At 30.7% G+C, this 26,294-nt stretch carries 25 protein-coding genes and 1 pseudogene; 3 read left to right on the top strand and 23 right to left on the bottom strand.

Annotated features, from left to right (window positions below; genetic code table 11):
• The first annotated feature begins 72 nt into the window (after nt 1-72).
• On the top strand, nt 73-606 hold the full coding sequence (locus RSD37_RS00920; RefSeq protein WP_346944813.1) for a DUF6512 family protein: 534 nt from the start codon (nt 73-75) through the stop codon (nt 604-606).
• A gap of 177 nt (nt 607-783) precedes the next feature.
• Here RSD37_RS00920 and RSD37_RS00925 read toward each other — a convergent pair whose 3' ends face one another.
• Both RSD37_RS00925 and RSD37_RS00930 read right to left on the bottom strand, forming a co-directional pair.
• Nucleotides 784-2,163 (bottom strand): ATP-binding protein, encoded by a 1,380-nt coding sequence (locus tag RSD37_RS00925; protein WP_346944814.1) that lies wholly within the window; start codon nt 2,161-2,163, stop codon nt 784-786.
• Between the two features lies 1 nt (nt 2,164).
• Nucleotides 2,165-2,851 carry a response regulator transcription factor gene (locus tag RSD37_RS00930; protein ID WP_346944815.1) on the bottom strand — a complete coding sequence of 229 codons (687 nt, stop codon included), beginning with the start codon at nt 2,849-2,851 and terminating at the stop codon, nt 2,165-2,167.
• 172 nt (nt 2,852-3,023) lie between these two features.
• On the opposite strand from RSD37_RS00930, the gene RSD37_RS00935 reads away from it, so the two are divergent.
• The gene (locus RSD37_RS00935; protein WP_346944816.1) at nt 3,024-4,454 is read left to right on the top strand and encodes a sulfite exporter TauE/SafE family protein; all 1,431 of its coding nucleotides are present in this window, start codon (nt 3,024-3,026) and stop codon (nt 4,452-4,454) included.
• A 213-nt stretch (nt 4,455-4,667) separates the two neighbouring features.
• Here RSD37_RS00935 and RSD37_RS00940 read toward each other — a convergent pair whose 3' ends face one another.
• From RSD37_RS00940 to RSD37_RS01035, 20 genes and pseudogenes are all read right to left on the bottom strand, one after another.
• A complete protein-coding gene (locus tag RSD37_RS00940) occupies nt 4,668-5,216 on the bottom strand; it encodes a hemerythrin domain-containing protein (RefSeq protein ID WP_346944817.1) in 549 nt (182 codons plus the stop codon).
• Nucleotides 5,217-5,228: 12 nt separating this feature from the next.
• Nucleotides 5,229-5,867 carry a hypothetical protein gene (locus RSD37_RS00945; RefSeq protein ID WP_346944818.1) on the bottom strand — a complete coding sequence of 213 codons (639 nt, stop codon included), beginning with the start codon at nt 5,865-5,867 and terminating at the stop codon, nt 5,229-5,231.
• 255 nt (nt 5,868-6,122) lie between these two features.
• Nucleotides 6,123-6,305, bottom strand: coding sequence for a DUF1858 domain-containing protein (locus tag RSD37_RS00950; protein WP_346944819.1), 183 nt, complete (start codon nt 6,303-6,305; stop codon nt 6,123-6,125).
• Nucleotides 6,306-6,570: 265 nt separating this feature from the next.
• The gene (gene arsB, locus RSD37_RS00955) at nt 6,571-7,644 is read right to left on the bottom strand and encodes an ACR3 family arsenite efflux transporter (protein WP_346944820.1); all 1,074 of its coding nucleotides are present in this window, start codon (nt 7,642-7,644) and stop codon (nt 6,571-6,573) included.
• A gap of 9 nt (nt 7,645-7,653) precedes the next feature.
• Entirely contained in the window at nt 7,654-8,064 is a 411-nt protein-coding gene (locus RSD37_RS00960) for an arsenate reductase ArsC (RefSeq protein WP_346944821.1), read from the bottom strand.
• A 134-nt stretch (nt 8,065-8,198) separates the two neighbouring features.
• Complete coding sequence (locus tag RSD37_RS00965; protein ID WP_346944822.1) at nt 8,199-8,522, bottom strand: metalloregulator ArsR/SmtB family transcription factor; 324 nt, start codon at nt 8,520-8,522, stop codon at nt 8,199-8,201.
• A gap of 205 nt (nt 8,523-8,727) precedes the next feature.
• On the bottom strand, nt 8,728-8,973 hold the full coding sequence (locus tag RSD37_RS00970; RefSeq protein WP_346944823.1) for a thioredoxin family protein: 246 nt from the start codon (nt 8,971-8,973) through the stop codon (nt 8,728-8,730).
• A 268-nt stretch (nt 8,974-9,241) separates the two neighbouring features.
• Nucleotides 9,242-10,255 carry a permease gene (locus tag RSD37_RS00975; RefSeq protein ID WP_346944824.1) on the bottom strand — a complete coding sequence of 338 codons (1,014 nt, stop codon included), beginning with the start codon at nt 10,253-10,255 and terminating at the stop codon, nt 9,242-9,244.
• Nucleotides 10,256-10,510: 255 nt separating this feature from the next.
• Nucleotides 10,511-10,954 (bottom strand): annotated as a pseudogene (locus RSD37_RS00980) (Csac_0668 family 2Fe-2S cluster-binding (seleno)protein); the annotation flags it as partial.
• A 59-nt stretch (nt 10,955-11,013) separates the two neighbouring features.
• Complete coding sequence (locus tag RSD37_RS00985; protein WP_346944825.1) at nt 11,014-11,253, bottom strand: thioredoxin family protein; 240 nt, start codon at nt 11,251-11,253, stop codon at nt 11,014-11,016.
• A 55-nt stretch (nt 11,254-11,308) separates the two neighbouring features.
• Complete coding sequence (locus tag RSD37_RS00990) at nt 11,309-12,241, bottom strand: CobW family GTP-binding protein (protein ID WP_346944826.1); 933 nt, start codon at nt 12,239-12,241, stop codon at nt 11,309-11,311.
• 63 nt (nt 12,242-12,304) lie between these two features.
• Nucleotides 12,305-12,580 carry a metalloregulator ArsR/SmtB family transcription factor gene (locus RSD37_RS00995; protein ID WP_346944827.1) on the bottom strand — a complete coding sequence of 92 codons (276 nt, stop codon included), beginning with the start codon at nt 12,578-12,580 and terminating at the stop codon, nt 12,305-12,307.
• A 240-nt stretch (nt 12,581-12,820) separates the two neighbouring features.
• On the bottom strand, nt 12,821-13,015 hold the full coding sequence (locus RSD37_RS01000; protein WP_346944828.1) for a YwbE family protein: 195 nt from the start codon (nt 13,013-13,015) through the stop codon (nt 12,821-12,823).
• An 89-nt stretch (nt 13,016-13,104) separates the two neighbouring features.
• Entirely contained in the window at nt 13,105-15,300 is a 2,196-nt protein-coding gene (locus RSD37_RS01005; RefSeq protein ID WP_346944829.1) for a DNA topoisomerase III, read from the bottom strand.
• A gap of 351 nt (nt 15,301-15,651) precedes the next feature.
• Complete coding sequence (gene galE, locus RSD37_RS01010) at nt 15,652-16,665, bottom strand: UDP-glucose 4-epimerase GalE (protein ID WP_346944830.1); 1,014 nt, start codon at nt 16,663-16,665, stop codon at nt 15,652-15,654.
• 123 nt (nt 16,666-16,788) lie between these two features.
• The gene (locus tag RSD37_RS01015) at nt 16,789-17,916 is read right to left on the bottom strand and encodes an ArsR family transcriptional regulator (protein WP_346944831.1); all 1,128 of its coding nucleotides are present in this window, start codon (nt 17,914-17,916) and stop codon (nt 16,789-16,791) included.
• A gap of 178 nt (nt 17,917-18,094) precedes the next feature.
• Nucleotides 18,095-19,354, bottom strand: a complete 1,260-nt coding sequence (locus RSD37_RS01020; RefSeq protein WP_346944832.1) for an MFS transporter — start codon at nt 19,352-19,354, stop codon at nt 18,095-18,097.
• Between the two features lie 358 nt (nt 19,355-19,712).
• On the bottom strand, nt 19,713-21,470 hold the full coding sequence (locus RSD37_RS01025; protein WP_346944833.1) for an HD domain-containing phosphohydrolase: 1,758 nt from the start codon (nt 21,468-21,470) through the stop codon (nt 19,713-19,715).
• Nucleotides 21,471-21,755: 285 nt separating this feature from the next.
• Nucleotides 21,756-23,330, bottom strand: coding sequence for a 4-alpha-glucanotransferase (gene malQ / locus RSD37_RS01030; RefSeq protein ID WP_346944834.1), 1,575 nt, complete (start codon nt 23,328-23,330; stop codon nt 21,756-21,758).
• 75 nt (nt 23,331-23,405) lie between these two features.
• The gene (locus RSD37_RS01035; protein WP_346944835.1) at nt 23,406-23,741 is read right to left on the bottom strand and encodes a hypothetical protein; all 336 of its coding nucleotides are present in this window, start codon (nt 23,739-23,741) and stop codon (nt 23,406-23,408) included.
• Between the two features lie 260 nt (nt 23,742-24,001).
• Here RSD37_RS01035 and RSD37_RS01040 point away from each other — a divergent pair, with 260 nt between their 5' ends.
• Nucleotides 24,002-24,592 carry a restriction endonuclease gene (locus RSD37_RS01040; RefSeq protein WP_346944836.1) on the top strand — a complete coding sequence of 197 codons (591 nt, stop codon included), beginning with the start codon at nt 24,002-24,004 and terminating at the stop codon, nt 24,590-24,592.
• A gap of 118 nt (nt 24,593-24,710) precedes the next feature.
• Here RSD37_RS01040 and RSD37_RS01045 read toward each other — a convergent pair whose 3' ends face one another.
• Entirely contained in the window at nt 24,711-25,808 is a 1,098-nt protein-coding gene (locus RSD37_RS01045) for a glycerol dehydrogenase (protein ID WP_346944837.1), read from the bottom strand.
• Nucleotides 25,809-26,294 lie beyond the last annotated feature (486 nt).

Consider the following 26,294-nt stretch of genomic DNA (forward strand, 5'->3'; position numbering starts at 1 on the left):
GTTTATATTTCATATATATTAACATATTACAAATATTGTAATATGAACTAATAATTAAGGAGAGATACTTCTATGAAATCTACACTACTTATGTGGGAATGCATTGGAGCAATTATGATTTTTCTTATAGGTGCATTAATTCACTTTGGCTATGAAATGACGGATAAATTCACACCACTATCTGGAATCTTCGCTGTTAACGAAAGCATATGGGAACACTGTAAGTTAACATTTTGGGCACCTTTGATATTTGCTATCATAGAATATTTTTTTATTGGTAAATATGCAAACAACTTTTTAGTAGCTAAGACTATTAGTGCTTTTATAACAACTATTTCAATGGTATTGATGTATTATGGATCTATAAAACTCTTTGGTGAACATGACTTGCTAGGGGATTTAATTATCTTTGAAATTAGTATTATACTTGGCTTATTAGTTAGCTATAACATAATGTTACTAGATCCACTTCCAAATATTTTTAACACTATATCAATTTACGCCCTAATAGGTGCAACTTTTGTATTTTATCTTTTCACCTATTGTCCACCACACCTTCCAATGTTCCGTTGCCCCGTATCCGGAAAGTACGGATTGAAGTGTTAATTTTCATAGGGAAGTCATCTTAAACATTGCTCTAAAAATTTACCCTAACTACTTGCATCTTAAATTCATCAAAATATTTTCCCATAGAAAAGTACACCTCCAAATGTATAATATGATTGTAACATAGGTCTAACATTTGGGGTGCACTTCACTTTTTACACAGCCTCTTTATAATATTTATTTAGGTATTTCTATAATAAACTCCGTTCCTTCATCTATCTTACTTTCAACACTAATTGTTCCTCCATGAGCCTCAACTATTGCCTTAGAAATTGTAAGTCCAATACCTGCTCCACCTGTTGCTCTTGCTCTTGATTCATCTACTCTATAAAATCTTTCAAAAATATATGGTATATGCTCTTCAGATATTCCTCTTCCATTATCCTTCACAGAAATAATAGCAAAAGAATCTGTTTCAAGGCATGTTACATTTAATGATCCCCCTGCATCAGTATACTTAATACTATTTGAAATAATATTTACAACTGCTTGAGTTATCTTATCTTTATCTATATTTGCTTTACAGGTATCTAATTTTAATTCTAACTTAATCCTCTTATCATGTAACTGCTTTTCGAAATTAATGATAATCATCCTTATTAATTCATCAATATTAGTGTTAATCTTATCTAACACTAAATCTTCACTTTCATATCTAGATAAATGTTCTAAGGAACCAACTAGTCTACCCAGCCTTAATACCTCTTCATGGATACTCTGAAGTCTCTTTTCACTTGGTTCCCAAATACCATCAATTAAAGCTTCCACCTGCCCTTGTATAGTAGTTAAAGGGGTTCTGAGTTCATGGGATATATCCTTAGTTAAAATTCTCCTTATTTTTTCTTCCTCATCTAAACTGGTTGCCAGCTTATTTACTGAATTGATCATTTCATTTATTTCTTCTACATTACTTTTCTCTTGGATTTTACTCTTATATTGTCCTGTAGCAATTAAATTAGTGGCTTTAACCACGCTTAATATAGGTTTACTAATTGACGATGAGATTAACATCCCTATAAAAATAGAAATCCCTAAGGAAAAGATTCCAACTAAGATTAATATATTATTTAAAGTATTAAAAAATCCTACATCAGAATCATTGTAATAAAACGGTCCATAGTGTCCAATCTCTAATATTCCTTTTATAACCTCATCTGCTTTCAACTCATAAGTGTCCACAGTATACTCCCCTTGAAAACCTGGATTTATAGTATTCATATTTGAGTCCATTTTTTCCATCATAGCATCACACATTACACTATTCTGAGTTCTAGCACTCCATATTACACTTCCATACTCATCAGTAATATTTAGTATAAGTCCGTTGTCTATAGCCTTGACAACTATATCTTCTATAGCATTTTTATCCCACTCCCCATTTTTATAGGTATTAGATATATCCTTAACCAATGCATTCTTTCTTTCAACTATACTGTTTTCTAAGTATTCATTAAAATTTTTCTCCATAAAAACATGTGAAGCAAAGCTAATTAAAAATATTATCCCAAGGGAAAACATTATAAAGGTTATAGTTAACCTATTTTTTAATTTTTTCAAGTTATTCACCACCAAACTTATATCCAATGCCATGGACTGTTAAAATATACCTAGGATTCCTACTGTTATCCTCTATCTTACTTCTTAGATTCTTTACATGAGAATCTATTATTCTATCATAAACATCCATGGCATCGCTTAAGGCTCTATCCAATAATTCTCCTCTAGTGAATACCTTTTTAGGATTCTCTGAAAGAATTAAAAGTATCTTAAACTCTGAAGGTGTTAATTCCACAACTTCATTATTTTTAATTACTTCATAGGTCTCTGGATTTATTTTCAAATCCCCATTATTAAATGATACTATATTGCTCCTTTTATAGTTTGAAGTTCTCTTTAAAACAGCATTCACCCTAGCTACTACTTGTTTCGGGCTAAATGGCTTTGTAATATAATCATCTGTGCCCAAGGAAAATCCACCTAAAATATTTTCTTCCTCTACCTTAGCTGTAAGCATTATTATAGGTACTTCCGATTCCTTTCTTATCTCTTCACAAATTCTTTCTCCTGAAATGTCCGGTAGCATTAAATCTAATAGTATTAAATCCGGATTGTACTGTTTATATTTGTTAAGAGCTTCTGTTCCACTAAGAGCTTTTATAACCCCATAGCCAGCCTTTTTTAAATAAGCCTCTAAAACTTCTAGAATTTTAGTCTCGTCTTCAACTACTAGTATATTTATATTCATAAATTTTAATCCTCCACATTAGGCATAGTATGATACTCTTCTCTTTATTTACTACATATTATAAGAAATTCATATGTAGATTATATGTAGAAGTTCACACCTACATAAAATCTACACATCTTAAATATATACTTTAGTTACAATTTAAAATATTATTTACGGGGTGATAAATTTGTCAATTAAATCAATAACTTTAAGTGTTGATAATATGGTGTGTAGTTCCTGTGAAAACACAATTGAAAAGAAATTAGAAAAAATTAAGGGAATATCAATGGTAAAAGCAAGTTATATCAAAGGAACTGTTTATGTTAAGTACGACAGCTCTTCATGTACTTATTCTACTATTGTTTCTACCATTGAACAATCTGGCTACACTGCAGCTGAAACAACAAATAGTAATACCAACAATTCTGAACTCCTCTCAATAATAGGTATAGTGGTGATAGCATTTGTCATAATAAGACTTGGACAAAGTTCTGGTGGTTTTGACATGTCATCAATCCTTAGTAGTAGAGTTAGCTATATTGCTCTCTTTGTTATTGGAGTTTTAACATCTATTCACTGTGTTGGTATGTGTGGTGGAATCATGATGTCTCAGAGTATTACTAGTGACTTAGTTCCAGCTAAAAACAAATTTATTCCTTCCTTTCTATATAACCTTGGAAGATTAATCTCCTATACTGTTTTAGGGGGTATAATTGGTGGTATCGGTAAGGTATTCTCAATTTCCTTAGGTGCTCAAGCTTTAATAGCAATTATTGCTGGATCTTTTATGGTTATCATGGGATTAAATATGTTTGGTTTTAAAATCATTAGAAAATTGGCTATTAAACTACCTTGGAGTAGCTGTAACTCAAATAATAGCAATAAAAGTCCTCTTATTATTGGATTATTAAATGGACTTATGCCTTGTGGTCCACTACAAACAATGCAGCTTTATGCCTTAGCTTCTGGTAGTATCATATCTGGTGCAACCTCAATGTTCTTCTTTGCACTAGGTACTATTCCCCTAATGCTAGGTTTCGGTATGCTAACTAACCTTATGAGTAAAAAGAACTCTAAAAAACTAATAAAACTTAGCGGAATAATCGTTATAATTTTAGGTATTATAATGGCAAATCGAGGATTATCTTTAATGGGATTTAACTTAATGCCAAACTCTTCATTTATAGGTTCAAATAGTAATTCAACTATTACCCAAAATAGCTCATCTAATAAAGCAGTTATTTCAGATGGAAAACAAATAGTAAGAATCTCTGCTACACAGAGTGGATATTCTCCTAATGTAGTATATATCCAAAAGGATATACCTACTGAATTTATAGTTGATGGTGAAAGCATTACCTTCTGTAATAATCAGCTTGTTATACCATCCATGAATATTAAACAGAACCTATCTAGTGGAGAAAATGTAATAGAATTCACTCCTGGAGATAAAGATATAAACTACAGCTGCTGGATGGGAATGCTTACAGGTACCATAAGAGTTGTTGCTGATCTTGATGATGTAGATGATAATAATATAAATAGCGAGAACTACTATCCTTCAGAAGGTTTGCCAAATAACAACGGAAACTTCAATGGGAATTTTAGCTGTCACTAAAAAAGATTTGTGACCAGGATTTTTTATAATATCTGTTCATAAATATTAACCAACTAAACCTTTTATGTCCTACCCTTTAAATATAAGAAAGACAGATTATCCTTTGCAGATTATCTGTCTTTCTTATATATTATAAAAATTTAATATTCAATGAAATAACGTAAAATCTATATATATTATACAAAGATTCTTCTACCACTTCATATATATTCTCTAATTATATTTTCCCTCTAATTTTTCTAAAATTGATAGATACTTCTCCATTACATCAGTGTTGGAATTCTCAAATTCCATACATTCCTCATCTATCTTAGCTAATATTTCTTCTTTTAACTCTCTAGCTGCAAACTTATAAATTACCTTATCTTCTTTTTCGATATGTCTTTCCAAAAGGTGAGTATAGGAAATAGCATTTGCAATGACATCTAAAGCAGCTTCCTTATTTCCAGCTTTTAAACTTTCCAATGCTTCCTTAAGACTTGTAATATGAAGTCTTCCTAAGTCATGCTCTACTAACATACCATACTTTACAGTTTTCTCAGCTATAGTTCCAAGCTCCTCAACCATTCTACTAAAAAGTATTACCTCTTCTTTTTTATGATGATGTGCATCTGCATAGTTTCTAATAAAATCTATCATTAAGTAAAAATCGTCATAATTTACCTCTTCACCTTGAAATACTTTAAAACATGCACTTCTCACCACCGTAAGCATGCGTTTTATATATTTATGCTCTTCCATCATTAAATCTATCGCTTTCATTTTCTATACCCCCTATCTTCTTTCTACTGACATTATGCCAGATTCTCTTTCAACGTATTGAAAACTTCCACTAATCTCATTTACAAAAGCCTTTATCCATAAACTTCTTAGATCATAGAAGTTATTTACATCTCCACCCTCTGCTGTCCATATATCTTTGTGAACACAAATTCTTCTCTTCCACTCCACCATGTTTTCATCTGAAGTAATTACTTCATTTACTCTATCACATGGCATTCCATCTAGAATATAATCATTAATGCTATTAAATATATCTGTAGCAGTTGTAGTTTCAACACCCTTTTCTTTTACTTCCTTCGCAGCTTTTATACCCTGCATAATATAAATGTTCTCCATCTTAGAAGTAGCTTTTCCATTATTCTTAATAACCTCAGTAGACCATGCAGCCATTCTACCCTCTGCAGAATGTATTTTTTCTTGCAACCAACCATGAATATTCCCTGTATCTATCATATCTTCTAGTGGTAATTTAGGTAGCTTTTGTCCATATTTCTCATTAATTTCCTTAGACAGCACCTCTATATCAAGGCCTTCTTCCTTGGCAAGATTTATTATCTCCTGCTCCAATCCTTCAAACCATTGTATTTTACTAAATAACCAATAATGTATTTTCCCTAAATATGCACTCATTTTTCTTTCCTCCTAGTATTTATTTACACTTTTATTCTTAATTATAATTATATTTTTCAAGTTCTTACTTTCATTTAATTTCCTCTACAATTGAAAGTATACTAAAACGCTCTGATTTAGTCAGTAACATATGTTACCAAATAAAAATAAGGCTATTTAAAATGACTTTGAAAATCACATTAAGATAGCCTCACTTTTATAAGTTGCAAATTTATTTATTTGTTTATTTGTTTGTTTGTTTATTTGTTTATTTGTTTATTTGTTTAGTGCTTCTAATAGTTCTTTTAGCTCTAATCCATGTACTTGAGCAGCTTCTTCAATAGTTTCTGCTTGAGCTGATGGACATCCAACACATCCCATACCAAACCCCATTAAAACTTCTGCTGCACTAGCCTTTTCTCTTATTGCTTCACCAATTGTCATTTCCTTAGTTATCATATCTTTTTCCTCCTTAAATTTAAATCTTATTTATTAGTAGTTTTAATTAATTTAACCTATATTCTATTGAATTACTCTAATAAACAAATATATTTAATAATTTATTTATTTATCATTTGATATCTTTACCTTACAATAACAAGTATACTATATTCTTTCTGGAAAATACGTAACAGATGTTACTGTAAATAATACTTTTTATTTTTTATAGTCAAAATTTAATTAGCACTTTCACTAGACCTTTATTTCCTAATCCTACTTTCATCTATTTTCCACTGCCTTTTTCCGTAGAAAACCACCCTTTAGTTCTATTTGCAATTCTAACCAAAGCTAGCATCACTGGCACTTCTACAAGTACTCCAACTACGGTTGCTAATGCTGCTCCTGATTGTAGTCCAAACAGAGATATAGCAACTGCTACTGCAAGTTCAAAGAAGTTACTTGCTCCTATCATTCCAGCTGGTGCAGCTATAGAGTGTGGCAATTTCCAAAGTTTACACCAAAGATACGCAACCCCAAATATTAAGAAAGTTTGAATTGTAAGTGGTATTGCTATTAATAATATATGAAGTGGATTTTCTAATATCTTATCCCCTTGGAAAGAGAATAAGATTACTAGAGTTAACAATAGTCCAATTATTGTTATATTGTCAAATTTCTTTAAGAATTCATTATTAAAATACTTAAGTCCTTTTTTCTTTATAACTAAAGTTCTTGTTATAAACCCAAGTCCCAGTGGTATTACTACGAATAATACTGTTGATAATAATAATGTTTCCATCGGTATTGAAACATCACCAATTCCTAATAAAAAGGCAACTACAGGTGCAAATGCAACTAATATTATCAAGTCATTAATTGCAACCTGCACTAAAGTATATGCTGGGTCTCCCTTAGTTAAGTGACTCCATACAAATACCATTGCTGTACATGGTGCAGCTCCTAAAAGTACCGCTCCAGCTAAATATTCCTTAGCTAAATCTGGTGTTATAAAGTTTTTAAACACAATAAAAAAGAAAAATGCTGAAATTGCATACATAGTAAAGGGTTTTATAAGCCAATTTGTTACACAAGTTACTATAAGTCCCTTTGGTTTTTTAGTAGCATTAATAATACTTGAAAAATCTATTTTAAGCATCATTGGGTATATCATAAGCCATATAAGTATAGCCACTGGTATTGATACATTATAGTATTCAAATTTTCCTAAAGTCTCTGGTATAATAGGTAAAACCTGACCAATAAGTATTCCTACTACAATACAAGCTGCTACCCATAATGTTAAGTATTTTTCAAAGGATCCTAGCCCTTTACCTTTATTTTCTTTATTACCTTCCATAAAATCCTCCTATAATTTTATTTCATTATTTTCAATTCTTTTAGCTAAATCTTTAACCTTCTCCTCAATGTATCTTGCAGTTTTTATAAACTCTTCATCTGACTTTCCACTTGGATCTTCTAATCCCCAATCTTCAATATGTTTTCCTGGAAGATATGGACATACCACGTTACATCCCATTTTTATAACTATATCAACGCCTGGAATGTCCTGCAAAAGCTTTGACTTATGTGTTTCATTCATATCCACATTATATAAATCCTTTATTATTCTTACTGCATCTTGATTTATTTGTGATCGAAGTTCAGTACCTGCAGAGTAACTTTCAAACACTTCACTGGCATATAGTTTTCCAAAAGCTTCTGCCATCTGTGATCTACAAGAGTTGTGAACACAGATAAATGCTACCTTTAGTTTCATAATAAAATCCCTCCATTCTCTTAATATACTTATATCAAGTACATTAAGTTGATTATTATATAAATTAACCTAATGTACTAATTTGCTTCAAATTACTTTTTAACACATTCTTCTTTTTATTTATGCTTATTACTTTATTTGCATCCACAACTTGATTTATCTTTACAAATACAATCTTCTGTATCTGTTATAAGATTCATTAAAAATAGTACTAAGTTATTACAATTTTTATTGTTTAGATAATAATAATTCCATAATCCCTCTTTTCTAACTTCCACAAGTTCACAATCACTCAAAACCTTCATGTGGTGTGAAAGGGTTGGTTGTGTAAAATCAAAATGCTCTAATATGTCACAAGCACATTGCTCTCCACAAGATAATATATCTATTATTTTTAACCTACTTGGATCAGATAATGCCTTAATAATTTTCGCTTTATTTTCATAATTCATATTCATAAAATCGCCCCTAACATAGATAACCATCTATATATTGAATATAGACCATCATCTATGTAATGTCAATACAGTATACTTAATTTGAATAGATAATATCTTATATATTTATTTTCTTCTATGTATCAATAATTTATCCGTAATTTTATTTATGCAAATAAAAAACAAGCAGCTAAATTTTCATCTAACTACTTATCTTTACTCATCTCTATTTATCTATAACTTTTTTTATTAATGTAATAATCTGATCTGGAGATAAAAGTTTGCCATAGGATAAAACCTTATTATCTACCACCAAAGCCGGTGTTTGCATCACTCCATACTTTGCTATCATCAGTATATCTCCGGTGTTCTCTACTTCAACACCCAAATTCATTTGTTGAACTGCAACCTTAGTATTTTCAAACATCTCAGCACTTTTTTTACAACATGCTCCTAAAACAATAATTTTCATAATAAATCCTCCTTATATGAATCGCTCTATTCTACAATACTGTTGAAATTGGTATCAATATTATCTGAGCTCAATACCATTTGCAGGGTTCTTGAATTTACTTAAGCTATGGGATGGTTAAAATCATTAAGAAATACAACCTGTTTGAGCGTATGCGAGTTGTTGTATTTTAGATTTTATCCTGAGCAGAGCATTTAGTAAATCAAGATTCCGAAACGGTTTAGCGAGGATAATATGATGCCATAACCAACACTCATATAAAATATAGCTATATAAATAAATAACCAAAGAAATTAAATACGTATCCAATAATGATAATCCCCACACTAACTATTCCTACAAAAGCTGCTAACAGTTTTGGTTTTACAGCTTTTCTAAGCATAATGATAGATGGAAGAGATAGTGCTGTTACGCTCATCATAAATGCTAATACTGTTCCTACACCTACCCCTTTAAAGAATAATGCTTCTGCCACTGGAAGAGTACCAAATATATCAGCATACATTGGTATACCAACAGCTGTTGCAAGTAATACAGAGAATGGATTATTTTCACCTAATATACTTTGAATAACCTCTGCTGGTATCCAGTTGTGAATTATTGCTCCAATTCCAACTCCAATTAAAACATAAAGCCATACCTTTTTTATAGTGAAAAGCATCTGTTCTTTAGCAAAGATAATTCTATCTTTTTTAGTAAGTTCAGGTGCTTCAATATCAATGGAATTTCCTGTTTTTATATATTGCTCTATATAATCTTCCATACCTAATTTATCGATTAAGCTTCCACCAATAACAGCTAATATTATTCCTACTATTACATATGCTAATGCAATCTTAATTCCAAATATACTAGTTAGAAGTAAAAAAGCTGCAATATCCACTAGTGGTGATGAAATTAAAAATGAGAAGGTAACCCCCACTGGAAGTCCTGCATTAGTAAATCCTATAAAAAGTGGAATAGATGAGCATGAACAAAATGGTGTCAAAGTTCCAAGCAATGCTCCAACTATGTTAGCCTTTACCCCTTTAAATTTCCCTATGATTTTTTTAGTTCTCTCCGGTGGAAAATAACTTTGTATATATGACACTAAAAAAATCAATGCTGATAATAAAATCATTATTTTTACTGTATCATATAGAAAAAACTGTACACTTCCACCTACTCTAGTTGTAATATCAAGTCCCAGTGATGATAATCCCGAACCTATAAGTTTATTTAACCACTTCATTCCAAGAATTTGGTTCTGAAAAAAATTCCATATTCCAATTAATACATTCATAATCTCAACTCCTACCACTTCATTAAAGATATAGATAACTCTCTATATGCTTATTATATGCATCATATAGATATTTGTCTATATGTATTTCAAATTTTTTAATAAATTACTGTTCTTTAATTCCCTCTAAGTTCAGTTTTAAAATTAGTGATAATAATTTAATGCATATAAAATTAAAAAATATCCACTAGTATTCCTTATTTGAAATACTAATGAATATTTTCATTTATATTATTTTATTCACGTAATAATTTATTACTTAATACTCAATGCTTTATCTATGGTTTCCTGAATAACTGAACCACAACACTTTCCAAGGGGATTATTAACCTCACATCTTGCATTTTTCATTGCTCCTGTAAGTCTAATAATATCCTTCATATCCTTTGCACCTTTATTAATTACAGCATCAATGATCTCTTGCTCTGTTACCTTGTTGCAATAGCATATATACTTAGGATCAGCATCTTGCTTAAACCAAATAGGCACCCTAATATTTTCTTTTGTAAATATAGTATAATTTTCCGTATTACAGTAAACAACATTACAATTATGATTTAAGCATATTCTATAGCTAACCCCTAATACTCTATCTTTAAGTTCATCAAATACAAGATGCTTAACTGTTATACCCTTAACTTCTTTGCACTTCCCTTTACATACAGGACATAAAAAATCCGTCTCTACTACCCTAGAAGAATTTCCAGTCCCTCCTCAACAGGATGCTTTTACTACCATATTACCTGCTCCTTCTTCAACTAAATATCAGCCTTAAGAATCTTCACAATTTGTTTTGTAGATAAAACTTGACCCATGGCTTTTGCCTTTCCATCCACCATTATTGTTGGTGTAGTCATAATGCCAAGAGCTATTATATCCATTAAACCTTCCACCTTAATAATATCAGCTTCTATGCCAAGCTCTTTTACAGCCTCTACTGTATTGTCATAAAGCTTAGTACACTTTGAGCATCCTTCTCCAAGAATTTTAATTTCCATAGCATTCTACCCCCGTAATCTTATTAATATATATTAAATCGCTGAATAGTCACCGCTAATTTCTTAATTCCATTTTTTCTCCTATGATTTCATTCCAATTATCCATTATAGGTTTTATTATTTTAGGACCTATTTTAGATATAAATATCATGTGGGAAATATCCTTTTCTTCACATGGCTTATAATCAATATTTTTACCAACAACATCAACTTGATGCCAACCTTCTTCTAACTTGAAGAATCCTTTTATTCTATAACTGCTACCTTTTATAGTATTTAAAAACTCTTCTAATTTGTCCTTTTTAACATTTCCATTAAACTTCATAGTAAAGCTATTAGGCTTAGTATCTGGACTATTTGTACTTTCTTCACCTTCAGCCCATTGATTCTTTAACAAATCTTCACTTAAGAAATCCATAGAAAATTTTCCAAAGGAACAGGTTACTATATCACAAGCTGGATTTATTTTTCTAATTTCTTCAATTACCCTTTGTAATTTCTCTTCACTAATTAAATCCACCTTATTTAAAATAGCCATATGACAATGCTTTAATTGACGATTAACTGTTTCTAAATCTTCAAGCTGTTCTAGGAAATTCACTCCATCGATTAAGCATAAAACACCCTTTAAATCGTATACATCTCTTGCCAAAACCTTAACCCCGTCTAGTATTTCCTCCACATTTGAAGGATCTGCTAGCCCTGAGCTCTCTACAAATAAATACTTTAAGTTTTGTTTTCCCATTTCAGCTAAAGCTTGAGCAAAGGATAGCTTTAAACAAGAACAGAATATTGAACCTCTATTGATTTCCACCATTTCAATATTGTCTTTTCTAAGTATTTCTCCATCAATTCCTAGTTTTCCAAATTCATTTTGAATAACTCCAACTCTTTCTTCTTTTAATAAATCAAGAAGTCTTAAAAGTACTGTAGTTTTTCCTGAACCTAAAAAACCCGTTAATACATATAAATTAGTTTTTTCTCCCATGTTAACCCCACCTTTTTTATCATTAATAATTACAGTGAAAACTTCTAAAAAGCTAACTAAAACTTACGAAGTAAATTTTAAAAACTCTCTAAGTTCCCCAACTCTTTCAGCATTTATTCTATGGTGCATCCATGAGCCTTCTTTATTTCCTAGCACAAGTCCACTATCAATTAAAATTTTCATATGATAAGAAAGAGTTGGTTGTGTAACATTGAAATTCTCAAGAATTTTACATGCACATAACTCATCTTCCTCTGTAAGCATCTTAACAATCTTTAATCTAGTTTCATCTGCTAAGCCCTTAAACATTTGTACATATTCAGAATATCCATATTTCATATAAATTCACCTCAAATATTATAGTGTCATTAAACATCTATGTTTTATCTATATTATATTCCCGATATAGATGTTTGTCTATATGTTTTAAGCATAAATCATAGATACAAGCAACCAGCTATAGAATCCATTATTGCATTTATAGAAGATAACACGGAAATTAAAGATTTAATTAAAGGATACCTAAAATAACAATAAGCCAAGGTGATGTGTTTCACCTTGGCTTATCTTATAACATTCTTATTCTACTATCTTCTGAACTCTTCCAACTACTCCATCCTCAAGCATTACCTTAATGCCTCTATGATGCACTGCTGAATTAGTTAGTAACCTCTTAACTTTTCCCTCAGTTAACTTTCCTGTACGTTGGTCCTCTTTCTTTACCACTAAGACCTTTAATCCTATTTTAACGTCTGCTCTTTTAGTTCCATCCATTGTGTTTCTCCTTACTATTTATATAGTTAAAACAATTAAAATTAATTTCAATTGCTTCAACTATTAAATCTAGCTTCAATTATTTAATCTTATTTCTTAAATAGATCTCCAAGTGCTGCAAATGGATTATCATTAGCTGCTTCTGCCTCGGCTTCTTTTTTCATCTTCTTCATGTAGTTACCAACATCTCTTTTATCAACTTTTCCGCCCTTGTCAAATCTCTTGTTGAACTGAGATGCTTTTTCTCTGAAGTTACAATTTGCTCCTGGACATACATATATCTGACCTTCCCCATGACCTTTAAGGGTAAGTTTTTTCTTACACTCTGGACATCTCGCGTTAGTTGTTCTACTAACACCTTCTCTGTGACCACATTCTCTATCTTGGCACACATTCATAACTCCAGTTTTAGTTTTTACCTCTAACATGTATTTACCACAGTTAGGGCATTTTGCTCCTGTTACATTTTCATGGACAAATTTATTACCATTGGTCTTAACATCCTCAACTAAAGCCTTTGCATAATTTCTCATCTCTACAATAAAATCTAGAGAATCTTCTTTACCTTTGCTGATGTCATCTAGTTGACTTTCCCACTTTGCAGTTAATAGTGGTGATTTAAGTTCACTAGGAACTAATTCTATAAGTTGTTTCCCCTTAGATGTTGGAACTATTTCTTTTCCTCTTTTTTCTAATGAGAAAGCATTAAATAACTTTTCTATAATATCTGCTCTTGTAGCAACTGTTCCAAGTCCACCTGTTTCATTCAGTGTCTTAGCTGCATCTTTTCCCACATTTACATACTTATGTGGATTTTCCATAGCAGATAATAGTGTTCCTTCAGTAAACCTAGCTGGTGGCTTAGTTTGACACTTATTAGAGTTTACAGAGTTTATTTTTAACTTATTACCCTTAATAAGTTGTGGAAGAACTTGATCTTTAAGTCCATCATCATCTGAACCTTCTTCTACATCTTCTCTATCATAGACAGCCTTCCACCCCTTTGATTTTATAACTTTACCCTTAGCTATGAATTTTTCTCCTGCCATATCTATAACTATATTAGTTTGTAGATATTCAAAAGGAGGCATCATAACGCTTAAGAATCTTTTCACTACTAAATCATAGATATTTTTTTCCTCGGTACTAAGGTTAGAAATATTAGGACTTTGCTCTGTAGGAATTATAGCATGGTGGTCTGAAACCCTGTTATTATCTACAAAACTTTTACTAGGATTAATTTTACCCTTTAGAATAGTAGTAGCTGCCGCTCTATATGCTCCAATAGAAATTGCTCTTAATCTCTCTGGTAATGTTCCAACTACATCCGTTGTAATATATCTTGAATCCGTTCTTGGATAAGTTAATATCTTGTGATTTTCATAAAGTCTTTGCATTATAGAAAGGGTCTGTTTTGCAGAGTAACTCCATATTCTATTTGCATCCCTTTGAAGCTCAGTTAAGTCATAAAGCGCTGGAGCACTTTTCTTTTTTAAACTCTCTGTAACATCAACAACAGTTGCTTCTTGACCCTTAACTTTATTTAAAATTTTATTCGTAGCCTCTTCACTAAAAATACTTTGACCATTGTTTCTATCTACCCACTGAAGTGAAAAGTCATTATTCTTTGCAGTTATTGTGTAATAATCCTTAGGCTTAAAGTTTTTAATATCCTCTTCCCTTTGAACTATCATAGCTAAAGTTGGAGATTGAACTCTTCCTGCAGAAAGCTGTGCATTGTACTTACAAGTTAAAGCACGAGTTACATTAAGTCCTACAATCCAATCAGCCTCTGCTCTACATACCGCGGCCTTATATAAATTATTATAAGCTCCACCTGGTTTAAGATTATTAAATCCATCTAAAATTGCCTTATCCGTTTGAGATGAAATCCATAATCTCTTAAGTGGCTTTCTCACTCCAGCTTTTTCTATAGTCCATCTTGCAACTAATTCACCTTCACGTCCAGCATCTGTTGCAATAACTATCTCATCTATATCATTTCTTAACATTTGTTTCTTAACTTCATAAAACTGCTTTTGAGTCTTCTTTAAAACAGTAAGCTTCATACGTTGTGGTAGCATTGGAAGTGTCTCCATACTCCACTTTTTATATTTAACATCATATTCCTCAGGATCTTGAAGTCCAACTAAATGACCAAGTGCCCAAGTTACAACATACTTACTTCCCTCTATGTATGCACCTTTATTTTGATTACATTTTAAAACCTTTGCTAGGTCTCTACCTACCGATGGTTTCTCTGCTAAAACTAATATTTTTCCCATTACTTACTTCCTTTCATTCTTACAACAACTTATTTCAGCCTTGCTGTTTCATTAACTATCTTAAAAACCTCATTAGATATGATATATAAGTTGTAGCTATATTATTAACTCATTAAATGAGTTTTCTTCATTATATTATCTTTTGTATTATACCATACTTCGACTTAATTTATATTTATACTTAATAGTGAAGATTCTATACCTTATAAGAATTCTGTTTACTATACAATATTAATTAAAATCTAAATTTGTTTAGAAAAAAATAATAGTAGAAGAGTCATTAAATATACTCGTCTACTATTGTTTTTAATGTATAGATTCCTAATTAGTTCTTTCAATCCTAGGATAATTCTATTCCTCATATCCCTTAGGATTGTTGCTTTGCCATCTCCAAGAGTCAGCACACATTTCTTTAATTCCTTTTTCAGCCTTCCATCCAAGGTCAGTGTTTGCTTTTACTGGATCTGCATAACAAGTTGCAATATCTCCAGGTCTTCTGTCTACAATTTTATAAGGAACTTCTCTTCCACTTGCTTCTGAGAAAGCCTTAACCATATCAAGAACACTGTATCCATTTCCTGTTCCTAAATTATAAGTAACAAGACCAGAGTTTCCACTTAACTTTTCAATGGCTTTTAGGTGTCCCTTAGCAAGGTCAACTACATGGATATAATCTCTAACCCCTGTACCATCTGGAGTATTATAATCATCTCCAAACACACTAAGTTCTTTAAGTTCTCCAATAGCAACCTTAGTTATAAACGGCATTAAGTTATTTGGAATACCACATGGATCTTCTCCAATAGTTCCACTTTCATGAGCACCAACTGGATTAAAGTAACGAAGCAATGCTATATTCCATGAACTATCTGATTTATATAAATCTCTTAAAATATCTTCTAGCATAAGTTTAGTGCTACCATATGGATTTGTTGCAGAAAGAGGTGACTCCTCTGTGATTGGAATAATCTTAGCATCTCCATAAACTGTTGCAGATGAACTAAATACAAAGTTCTTAACTCCATACTTTCTCATTGATTGTAAAAGCACTAAAGTACTAGTTATATTATTATGATAGTATTCAAGTGGCTTAGCTACAGATTCCCCTACAGCCTTGTATCCTGCAAAGTGTATAACTGAATCTATATGATTTTCCTGAAAAACCTTGTCCATATCTTCAGCATTTAATACATCGTATTTATAAAACTTAGGTTCTATACCTGTTATAGCCTTAATTCTATCTTTAACTAATTCCTTACTATTACTTAAATTATCTACAATTACAACTTCATAGCCTTCTTTTAAAAGCTCCACAGTAGTATGACTACCTATATATCCCATTCCTCCAGTTACTAAAACTGCCATATGAAACACTCCATTCATAATTTTCTTTAAACTATTTGTCATTGTTATATTAATACTCATACAATTATATACCATTTTATACAATTATTAAAGCGAAAAACTAAGACTATTCTAGGATATCCTTTATATAAGTTCCTTTGTTAATCCATCTAAAAACTTATTAATCTGTTCTTTATCTATATTGTAGAATACTTTATTTTCAACCTTCTCTATATAAACAAGCTTTGCTAATACTAAAGCATTCATATGGTAGGATACCGTAGCTGTTGTAAGCGATAGTGCTGTAGCAATCTCCTGTCCAAACATGGATTTTTCCTTAAGCATTTTAACAATAGAAAACTTACTTTTATCACTAATACACTTTAACCTGTCAATTAAAAGTTCTTCCTCATTATCCTTTCCCCTAGTAGTCTTTATAAACTCATAAATTTTCCACCCAAAGTACATATATTCATTGCGTTCACTATTAAAGGTAAAACTTTTATTTGAGGTAAAAGATACTGAATTAAAATTAATCATTCCTGGATAAATATAAATATCCCTCTCCCATTCCTCAAAACATCTAATGCCCGTTGAATCTGAGATGAAATTTTCATTTTCATCAAGGAATCCCCTAAGTTCCTCTACAAACTTATCTACTTCCTTTTCCATAACTTTAAAGGTTTCCTTAAAGTTGTCTATAGAATCTATAATCATATCAAGAAGCTGAACTAAATAAGTCTTTGGATTCTGAGAAATAACTGTAAGCCACCATTTCGTTTCACTATCTAAAGAGCATTTCCCCATAAGATATGGCATAAATTCTTTACCTGCATCTAGCTCATATAAATCCTCATCATTAGGAAAATCATCGATAATATAATCTTCCTGACATAGGATATCCTTCATTACCAATTCCTTTAGTTCTCCCTCATCTAAGTTCAGAATTCGCTTCCTTCCTTCAATTAACTCCTCAGGAGTCATGTTCATAATTAACATGCTAGCTATACAATGTGATCTCTCATGCTCCTTACTAATATCCTTGAAGAATATTCTTAGCTTATCCATAGGTATCTTATTTTTAGCTTTAAATCTTTCAATAAACTTAAATAAACTTTTCAAATCCTTACTTATATATTTATCTCCATCTATACCATTTCTTTTAAACATATCTCTTAAAGATAGTACTAGCTTTTCTTCATTAACTATGAAATAAAGGGTATTCTTTACTTCTTCAATTAAATTAATATTATCCTCTACAATAAACTTCATATTTTTCACTACCTTACTCTATTAAAATTCTTCTTCATATATGTTTTTTATAAGAAACTTATTTTATCTTATATTTTTATGCCAAACTCATCTTCCATTGTTTTTATAGGAAACTCATCTTCTCTAGGTTCAGATGAGTAAGCTTGAATAACTAAATCATAGATTTAGTTATTCGAAGTTAAATCTCCTGTATGCTTTTATTATAACGTTGGAAAATAAATAATACTACCATTCCTATTCCAAATATTAAGAATAGTTCAGGTATACTTAGGAATGCGCATAATGTTGCTACAAAGAATGATCCTACTGGTGTAGCCATCATAACTAAAGAGTTAAATATACCTGCTGCTCTTCCTAGATATTCCTGTTCTGTTTTTTGCATGAAAGTTACATTTATAATCATAGTAAATATACTAGCAGACATTCCAAATAAAAAAGCTACTAAAATGATAACACCATAAAGAATTAAATCAGTACCTATCATAGGTACAAAAGCTAGTGATAAATATGCAATCCCTAGAATTATCCCTGAAATTATAAACATTTTAATTCCCTTAAGTCTTTCTGCCAATTTAGGGTATATAGCACCACCAACTAACATTCCAGCAGTTAGGCTAAAGCTAAGCATTGCAACTACCTCTGGGCCCTTTAATAATTCATCATTTACATAAGCTACCACTAAAGTATTAAAAGGTATAATAAGGATATTAATTAATGCTGCAAATATAGTTATAGACATTAAAATCTTTTTACTTCTTAAATAACTAAACCCTGCTTTTAAATCTCCAAAATAAACCTTCATATTTAAAGCTTGTTTTTTTAGAACTTCATCCTTATATTTAACAATAGACATAAATATTCCACATAGGTAAAAAGTAACTGCATTAACAATCATTCCTCCACCAATACCTATAACTGCAATAATCCCAGCAGCTACTGCAAGGCCCACTAACTCCACAATACGAGATAGAGTAGATTGTACCGCTCTAGCATAAGCAAACTTTTCTTTTTCTATAATTAACGGGTATGCTGCAACTCCTGCTGGTCCTTCAAAGGACTCAAAAGTAGAATTCATAAAAGTAAATATAAACAAATGATAAGGTTTTAGAAATCCAAATATAAACATTAACGCCGTAACCGTTACAACTGTGGCTCTTCCAAAATTACATATCACAACTATATTTTTCTTTTTTCTATAATCTACAAATACCCCTGCAATAGGTTGAAACAAAATTGTAGGAATTGCATTAACTCCAAATAGAAGCGCCATTAAAGCAGTACTTCCTGTTATTTTATAAACCATCCAAGCATAGGCAATAGTGTCAATAGAGTCACCAAATCTAGAAATTAAATTTCCTAACATAAACAAACAAAAGTTTTTATCCTTGATTATATCCCCATAGCCAATTTTCTTTTCTTCTTTCAACTTAACTTCCATAATAACACTTCCTTTTTTTTATTTTATTCCATATAAATAATTATTTTACAATTATATCCTAATACCATTCTATGCTCTAGTTAGATAATTGTCAACATTAATTAGATGAATATCTAATATTTATTTAGATATCTATCACTTCAAATCAGATATTTATCTAACTATTGAAATTTATTCTATTGCAGAACTTTATTTCTTCAAAGATTATCTATCTGCAAACTAAAAAGCTATGAAATATAATTTAATATACTTCATAGCTTTATTTTTTATATAAAATTTCTTTTAACAGACTGTTGAAATTAAACTTTAACATTACTTGCGTGAATACTATTTTCAGGAGTGTTAGATTTTAAAAAATCTATTCAACTTCCTCAAGATACTCTAAAAATAATTTTACAAGACTTGGATCAAACTGAGTTCCAGAACATCTTTTAAGTTCTTTAATAGACTCTTCCTTACTCATAGCCTTTTTGTAAACCCCGCCATTAGTCATAACATCATAGGCATCTACCATTGATATTACCCTTGCCATTAAAGGAATTTCTTGGCCTTCAATACCTAGTGGATATCCTTTCCCATCCCATCTTTCATGATGAGTTAAAACGCACTTAGCTACGTTAACCAGTTCACTAGATGCATTAATAATTCTATAACCCTTTTCTGTATGAGTTTTCATAATTTCAAATTCTTCATCAGTAAGTGGTCCTGGTTTTAAAAGTATGTCCTCCTCAATGGCAATTTTACCTATGTCATGAAGCCTAGCAACTATAACAAGTTCATCCATTTCAGAATTTTTAAATCCAAGTCGATTTCCAACTTCTAAAGCATACTGTTCAATTCTCTCTGTATGTTCTTCAGTTTCCATATTCTTAACTTCTAAACTCTTTTTTAAGGAATTCATCATGGAGCTTCGGACGCTATTTTTCTTTAAAAGTTTTTGACGATATACTCTTTCCTCAACTTCCTTAATATATTTATAAGTATCATCTTCAAGAGTATATTTAACAACATCACCAAGTGCGATGCTTAGTTCAATATATTTATAATCATTATTTTTACATTTGTCTAAGATGTCCTCTACTACCTTTTCACAGCTATTGTCATTACAATTTGGCATAAGAATCATAAACTCATCTCCACCCCATCTACATACAAAGCCCTTATCACCACATACATTTTTTAAAACATTTGCTATGCTTTTTAATAGATTATCACCTTCAAAATGTCCTAATGAATCATTTACTAGCTTAAGCCCATTAACATCCCCCATTATTATTCCTAATGGAAGAAATTCTTCTTTATTTAATTCTTCTATCTTCTCTTCAAAGTAGGTTCTATTATAAAGTCCAGTTAGACTATCTGTGTAACTTAAGTATCTTAATTTTTCTTCTAACTTCTTTGTTGGAGTTATATCTCTTGCAAGACCAACAATTCCCAAAGTCTCACCATTTTCATCTATTACTGGAACCTTAAAGCTTTCTTCATCCATCTTATTTCCATATTTATCAAAGGTAACCCCTTCTATGTACTTTGCCTTTTTACTCTTCATTATTGATTTATCCTCAATAATAAACTTCTCTGCAATGGATCTATCTGGATGAATATCTAAATCAGTTTTACCCATTATTTCATTTACACCAAAATTCTTATAATAATCCTCGAAATTTTTGTTATATCCGATATACTTACATTCTTTATCTTTGTAGAATATAGCCTCCGGTAAAGAATCTATAATAGTTCTTAATATATTCTTTTGATACTTTAACTCAATCTCTTTCTGCATCTCATCTTCTATATCCACAATTATTCCACCTACAAATTTAACTTGTCCATCTTCATCAGCAATGGGAAACATATGGCATTGCTTCATTCTATTATTTATTATATTCTCATAGGTGCATGTAGTCATTTTTTCTAAACATATTCTTATTTGGTCATTATATAATTCAGCTACTTTTAATGGAAAGACCTCTATATTTGTCTTGCCTTTAACTCTTAAAAAATCTACATTAAAAAGTTTTTCATAGGGTTTATTTAGAAAAAGAATCCTCGTATCCATATCTTCAATCCATATAGGCCAAGGCATACTCTGTAAACATAATTCACCTAAATTCATTATTATCCCCCACATTCTGTAATGATATTATTTTACCATATTTTCCTATGTTATATCTACCTTTTATCTATATTTACTGAATTTTATTAGTATTTTGATGTATTTATATATAATTAAATTGAATAACACTCAATTCTTTAATTTATAATTCATCTCATAAGAAAATATGAAATCATCATAAATGATTATTTTACACTTACTATAGCATGAAAGAGCTTATCCGAATATGAAAATTCATATCTAAATAAACTCCAGGAGATTACTATATAAATTTATCTTTTAAAATTATATGTTTTCTTTAATTTTTCTATCTATTTTCACCTTAATCCTTTCATCTATTTTATTTTCATCCATTATTTTAATATCTTCAGGATTCTTATACTCTCCTAATCGTCCAAATATTTTTGTAAGCTCATAAAGTTTATTTGAGAGCTCTTTAGAGCATTCTTCCAGTCTCAATCTCCACTTCCAATTTCCACCTACAGTTCCAGGTAAGTTCATTCTTGCACTATTATCAAGGCCTAAAATATCTTGCATTTGAACAATAGTAGTACTCGCTTGAGTTCCATATAACGTTCTAATAATACCCCAGTTATAACCTTCTTTTAAGGTTAAATTCATATACTTTTTAGCAAAATGGATTTCTTCCTCATTGGCTTCCTTAATCCACCCCATAAAAGTATCATTATCATGAGTTCCAATATATGCTACACAGTTTTTATTTATTTTATAAGGAATATATTCTGAATCCCCATGATTTCCGAAGGCAAATAATAAAATTTTCATTCCCGGAAATCCTACCTTATCCATTAACTCATAGACATCTTCAGTTAAATATCCCAAATCCTCAGCTATAATTTTCACATGTGGTAACTCTTGTCTTACTACCTGAAATAGTTCAATTCCAGGTGCTTCTATCCACTCTCCTATTCTTGCATTCTTAGCTCCATATTCAATAGCATAATAGGAAGCTAATCCTCTAAAGTGATCAATTCGTACAACATCATACATTCTACTTGCAGCCCCTATTCTGCTAATCCACCAATGGTACCCATCCTTTTTCATTACATCCCAACGATAGATTGGATTTCCCCACAATTGTCCATCATCGGTAAATGCATCAGGTGGGCAACCAGCTACCTTAATTGGTATACACTCCTGATTCAAGTAAAATAGTTCCGGATGACACCAAGCATCCACGCTGTCCTGTGCCACATAAATAGGTATATCTCCCACAATTTCTATATGATTTTTATTTGCATAGAGTTTTAAATTAAACCATTGCTTGTAAAACAAATATTGAATATAAATTTGAAATTCTATTTCTTCTTTTAAAAACTTACTATATTTTTCTATAGCTTCTGGCTTTCTTATACGAATATCCATGTCCCAAGTTATATATGCCTCCATATTAAAATAACTTTTCACCGCCATAAACATTGAATAATCTTGTAACCAATATTCATTTTCTTTTAAAAATTTCTGAATTTTATTGTAATCCCTAAGAAAACCATTTTTATATGCTTCTCTTAATATTTTAAATCTAATATTATAAATAATATCATAATCTACATTAGTAATATCTTCACCCCAATTATAACAGTTATAATCACTTTCCTTTAATAACCCTTCCTCTGCCAATAAATCAAAATCTATAAAATAAGGATTACCAGCATATGTAGACGTGGATTGATAAGGAGAGTCTCCAAACCCAGTTGGTCCTATAGGTAGTGTTTGCCAATAGCTTTGCCCTGAAGCTTTTAAGAAATCTACAAACTTATAGGCTTCTTTACCTAAAGTTCCTATACCATATTTTGATGGCAGAGATGAAATGTGTAATAACACACCATTTTTTCTCATTATACGCCCCTTTCTATCACATTGTTATTTAGGCATGTTAAAATAAATAACCAGTATTTATTTCAATATACCTTACTACATTCTACCACCGGTTCTTAATGCCGCTTTCCTAAGCTCCTTCTCTAACTTTATTCTAAATCTAGGATCACCAGCAATGTAGTAGCTTAATATATCACTAATAGTCTCTCCATCTAAACCTACAATTCCTCCATTATTATCAATGGCATCCTCAATTGCATCTAAGAATTTTTCTTCTAAAATTATTCTTAATACTTCTTCTTGTTCGGCTTTTATATCCTCTGTCTCTGCAATTCTTGATTCTACTTGTCTCTTCATATGTTTATTTATTCGCCTTTGTTTACTTGCTATTTTAACCCTGGTAAATAACTGCCCAAGCTTATCTCTTCCCATATTAATACCCCTCTTTTATCCTTTAGCTAATTAATATATTTAAACTCAATACTAAAAATCTAGCATCCTACTATTATTAATATGACTAAGTATCCCTAGATGTGTTACTTTATATAATATCTATAATAAAAAACATCAAGTTTAGCTACACACTCGCTTAATTTTATTAATAACTTTTCTCTTAGCAAAAGATTATTTAAATATGCCTTGTCATGACTAAACTTTTTAAAGGTGGTAATAATTACAATGAGGTGATTGTGATGAAACTATTTGAAATATCTCTTCTGCTAATCCTACTTATAATATTATTTAAAAGTGCTAGCCCACTTATTATGAGGTTCATAAATCTTAAGGAAGAAAAAATAAAATTCACTATAAATATAAAAAAAGAAAACATACAGAGTATGACTGGCATTGAGTTTGAAGGTTTTTGCAAATGGCTCTTCGAGGAAGATCCTGAATATACAAATGTAGAGCTTACTCTTAAAAATAATGATGGTGGAGTTGATTTAATTCTTACCTCTAGAGATAATGAAAAAATATATGTAGAGTGTAAAAGATATAATATGCTAACTTCCTATGAGTATGGCAAATCAATAACTACCATGGAGGAAGACTTCACAATAGGTAGAGTTATATGTCAAAAGCTTGTTGGAGCTATGGTAGCTAACAACATAAAAACAGGATTTATTGTTACTACTGGTAATGTCCACGATAATGCAATTAAATACATTGAGGACTTAAATAAGAATAGTGACTTAACTCTAGAAATTTTTACAATGAAGGATATCCTATCCATTCTTGAAAATCGTCAGCAGCAAAAAGATTATTCTCTAGTTGTGGAAGTATAAATATATATTTATACAATGTCTCTGTTTTATCATATTGTTGAAATTTACATTATTTAAAAACATATCTATAGAACAAAAGCCCCATCCCAAGTTAATATGGGATGGAGCTTTAAATATATTACTTTTCTTTTCTAGCTCTACCTATTTCATCAGCCTTCATTATTGCATTATATACATCCTCTTCACTTACTAGAAAAGGCATATTCTTTGTTGATTGAGTCTTAACACAAGCAGCCTTAGCCACGTCTCTAATTTCAGCTTCAATTACATTGGTAATGCCAAGGTCAGCTAAAGTTACTGGAAGTCCTACTGATATTAAAAAATCTAGAACTTCATTTAATTCATCTTTACATCCATTTTCTAAAACAAGTTGAACAAGTGTACCAAAGGCAACTTTTTCTCCATGTAATTTATCATGAGCTTGTGTAACAAATGTGAATCCATCATTAATTGCATGAGCTGCTGCAAGTCCACCACTTTCAAAGCCTATACCACTTAATAATATATTTGCTTCTAATACACTTTCTAAAGCTTCATTTACTTCTTTATTTTCTGCAGCCTTCTTTGCCTCTACTCCATTTGCAATTAATAAATCATAGCAAAGCCTAGACATTATCATTGCTGTATTTGTAACATTTCCTCTAGCCATATTTCTTGCTCCTGATGCTTTAACTGCTCTTGCTTCAAAATAAGTAGCTAATGCATCCCCCATTCCTGCAACTAAAAGACTAACCGGAGCCTTAGAAATAATTTCTGAATCCACTAAAACTAAATCTGGATTTCTCTTAGAATAAATAACCTTAACAACAACTCCCTGATCATTATAAACAACACTTAATCCACTACAGGGAGCATCATTGGAAGCTATTGTAGGAATAATAACTACAGGCAAATCTAACTTTTGTGCCACAGCCTTAGCCGTATCGATAGTTTTGCCTCCTCCAACTGCAATAATCCCATCACTGACATTACCTTTAGCAATCTCCATAACTCTTTCTATTTCACTTAAAGAACATTCTCCATTAAAATACTCAAAAACAATCACAGTTTCACTTTCATTAAAACTTGCCTTAATATCATCTCCTACTCTTTCATAGGTTCTCTCACTTAAAAGAATTAAATATTTTGATCCTAATTTCCCTAAGTGTTTTGCAAGATTTTTTATTTCCCCTTTACCTTGTATGTATCTACTTGGTGCTTTAATTATACTTGTCATCCCCATTACCTCTTTCCTAAAATTACTCATACTCCCTGCATAAATTGTAATAAATAAGGTACTGAAAATTTAAATACAGTACTTATATTTTATGTGTAAACTTAATTACAACTTATATACTAATTCTAATATGATATGGTTTTAGTTTCTATAGTACTATAGATTTAAATCTTAAAGAATACTTCGAATAATCATAATATTAATATTTTACTTTCAAATTCTCCACATTGTTTAAAAATCCCTTGAGCATAATGTCCTCACACATAATATATTAACTTTATTATTTTTAGAATATTTGTAATAATTCCATAATTTTTTTAACTTTTAGTAAATTTAATATTTAAAATAGTAAAATTATCTTGTATACTTGTTGTATATAACAATCATATAAGACAATTTGCATTAAATAACTACGCTGATATTAGGTTACAAGCCTAAATTCATACAAAGGTTTAATGCTTAAAATTATTAAAAAATTATAAATAT

This window comes from Clostridium sp. (assembly GCF_036646415.1).
Lineage (GTDB): Bacteria > Bacillota > Clostridia > Clostridiales > Clostridiaceae > Clostridium_J.

Excerpts from the sequence above, each read along its gene's own strand:
- RSD37_RS00920 (WP_346944813.1), top strand. The coding sequence starts at position 73 with ATGAAATCTACACTACTTATGTGGGAATGCATTGGAGCAATTATGATT.
- RSD37_RS00930 (WP_346944815.1), bottom strand. The coding sequence starts at position 2,851 with ATGAATATAAATATACTAGTAGTTGAAGACGAGACTAAAATTCTAGAA.
- RSD37_RS00940 (WP_346944817.1), bottom strand. The coding sequence starts at position 5,216 with ATGAAAGCGATAGATTTAATGATGGAAGAGCATAAATATATAAAACGC.
- RSD37_RS00945 (WP_346944818.1), bottom strand. The coding sequence starts at position 5,867 with ATGAGTGCATATTTAGGGAAAATACATTATTGGTTATTTAGTAAAATA.
- RSD37_RS00950 (WP_346944819.1), bottom strand. The coding sequence starts at position 6,305 with ATGATAACTAAGGAAATGACAATTGGTGAAGCAATAAGAGAAAAGGCT.
- arsB (WP_346944820.1), bottom strand. The coding sequence starts at position 7,644 with ATGGAAGGTAATAAAGAAAATAAAGGTAAAGGGCTAGGATCCTTTGAA.
- RSD37_RS00960 (WP_346944821.1), bottom strand. The coding sequence starts at position 8,064 with ATGAAACTAAAGGTAGCATTTATCTGTGTTCACAACTCTTGTAGATCA.
- RSD37_RS00965 (WP_346944822.1), bottom strand. The coding sequence starts at position 8,522 with ATGAATATGAATTATGAAAATAAAGCGAAAATTATTAAGGCATTATCT.
- RSD37_RS00970 (WP_346944823.1), bottom strand. The coding sequence starts at position 8,973 with ATGAAAATTATTGTTTTAGGAGCATGTTGTAAAAAAAGTGCTGAGATG.
- RSD37_RS00975 (WP_346944824.1), bottom strand. The coding sequence starts at position 10,255 with ATGAATGTATTAATTGGAATATGGAATTTTTTTCAGAACCAAATTCTT.
- RSD37_RS00985 (WP_346944825.1), bottom strand. The coding sequence starts at position 11,253 with ATGGAAATTAAAATTCTTGGAGAAGGATGCTCAAAGTGTACTAAGCTT.
- RSD37_RS00990 (WP_346944826.1), bottom strand. The coding sequence starts at position 12,241 with ATGGGAGAAAAAACTAATTTATATGTATTAACGGGTTTTTTAGGTTCA.
- RSD37_RS00995 (WP_346944827.1), bottom strand. The coding sequence starts at position 12,580 with ATGAAATATGGATATTCTGAATATGTACAAATGTTTAAGGGCTTAGCA.
- RSD37_RS01000 (WP_346944828.1), bottom strand. The coding sequence starts at position 13,015 with ATGGATGGAACTAAAAGAGCAGACGTTAAAATAGGATTAAAGGTCTTA.
- RSD37_RS01005 (WP_346944829.1), bottom strand. The coding sequence starts at position 15,300 with ATGGGAAAAATATTAGTTTTAGCAGAGAAACCATCGGTAGGTAGAGAC.
- galE (WP_346944830.1), bottom strand. The coding sequence starts at position 16,665 with ATGGCAGTTTTAGTAACTGGAGGAATGGGATATATAGGTAGTCATACT.
- RSD37_RS01015 (WP_346944831.1), bottom strand. The coding sequence starts at position 17,916 with ATGAAGTTTATTGTAGAGGATAATATTAATTTAATTGAAGAAGTAAAG.
- RSD37_RS01020 (WP_346944832.1), bottom strand. The coding sequence starts at position 19,354 with ATGGAAGTTAAGTTGAAAGAAGAAAAGAAAATTGGCTATGGGGATATA.
- RSD37_RS01025 (WP_346944833.1), bottom strand. The coding sequence starts at position 21,470 with ATGAATTTAGGTGAATTATGTTTACAGAGTATGCCTTGGCCTATATGG.
- malQ (WP_346944834.1), bottom strand. The coding sequence starts at position 23,330 with ATGAGAAAAAATGGTGTGTTATTACACATTTCATCTCTGCCATCAAAA.
- RSD37_RS01035 (WP_346944835.1), bottom strand. The coding sequence starts at position 23,741 with ATGGGAAGAGATAAGCTTGGGCAGTTATTTACCAGGGTTAAAATAGCA.
- RSD37_RS01040 (WP_346944836.1), top strand. The coding sequence starts at position 24,002 with ATGAAACTATTTGAAATATCTCTTCTGCTAATCCTACTTATAATATTA.
- RSD37_RS01045 (WP_346944837.1), bottom strand. The coding sequence starts at position 25,808 with ATGACAAGTATAATTAAAGCACCAAGTAGATACATACAAGGTAAAGGG.